At 68.9% G+C, this 937-nt stretch carries 1 protein-coding gene; it reads left to right on the forward strand.

Going from position 1 to position 937, the window contains the following annotated elements; all coding sequences use genetic code 11:
- Window positions 1-60 precede the first annotated feature (60 nt).
- A protein-coding gene (locus DSY14_RS27885; RefSeq protein ID WP_374224072.1) for an IS5 family transposase occupies window positions 61-937 on the forward strand; the annotation gives its coding sequence in 2 pieces (ribosomal slippage) (window positions 61-429 and window positions 432-937; 875 coding nt annotated over the 2 pieces). This gene is flagged as partial in the annotation.

A 937-nucleotide genomic window follows, 5' to 3' on the forward strand; every position in this document is an offset into this window, starting at 1 on the left:
CTAGGGCCTGTTTTTTGGAAGTGGGAGCGGAGCAGGGTCTGCGCTGGCATCGTGGTCGATGTGCCTGGCCGTCATGAACTCACCGATGCCGAGTGGGCCCTGCTCACCCCGCTCCTGCCCACCGATGCGCCCAAAGGCAAGAAGTGGGCCGACCACCGCAAGGTCATCAACGCGATCCTGTTCCGCGCCCGCACCGGCATCCCCTGGCGGGATCTGCCCGAGCGCTACGGGCCCTGGGAAACCGCAGCCGGCCGCCACCGCCGCTGGTCCATCGACGGCACCTGGCAAAGAATCGCCGACCGGCTGCGCATCGACGCCAACAGCGGCGAAGAGCTCATCGCGAGTATCGACTCCACCACCGTACGCGCCCACCAGCACGCCGCCGGGGCAGCGAAAAAGGGGGCACAGTCCGGGAGGAACCGGACGGGGTCGAAGCGCTCGGACGCTCCCGGGGCGGACTGACCACCAAAATCCACCTGCTCGCCGACGCCCGCCGCCGACCCCTGGTGCTGGCCACCACCCCAGGCCAGCGCGGGGACAGCCCCATGTTCGAACCCCTGATGGCATCGCTGCGCCTGCCCCGCAGCACCGGCCGTCCACGCACCCGCCCGGACCGGGTCCTGGGCGACAAGGCCTACTCCAGCAAGGCCAACCGGGGCCACCTGCGCAAACGCAAGATCAAAGCGACCATCGCCCAACCCCGTGACCAGCGCGAACACCGCCGACGCCAAGGGTCGGCGGGCGGTCGGCCCCCGGCCTTTGACCGGGTGGCCTACCGCGACCGCAACACGGTGGAGCGGGCGATCAACCTGCTCAAACAGAACCGGGCGGTCGCGACCCGCTATGACAAGCGGGCCGCGATCTTCGACGGGACCGTGCAGGTGGCCTCGATCCGGATCTGGCTCCGTGACCTGACCCGTTCAAAAAACAGTACCTA

The sequence above is a fragment of the Nocardiopsis sp. MG754419 genome, from assembly GCF_018207095.1.
GTDB lineage: Bacteria > Actinomycetota > Actinomycetes > Streptosporangiales > Streptosporangiaceae > Nocardiopsis.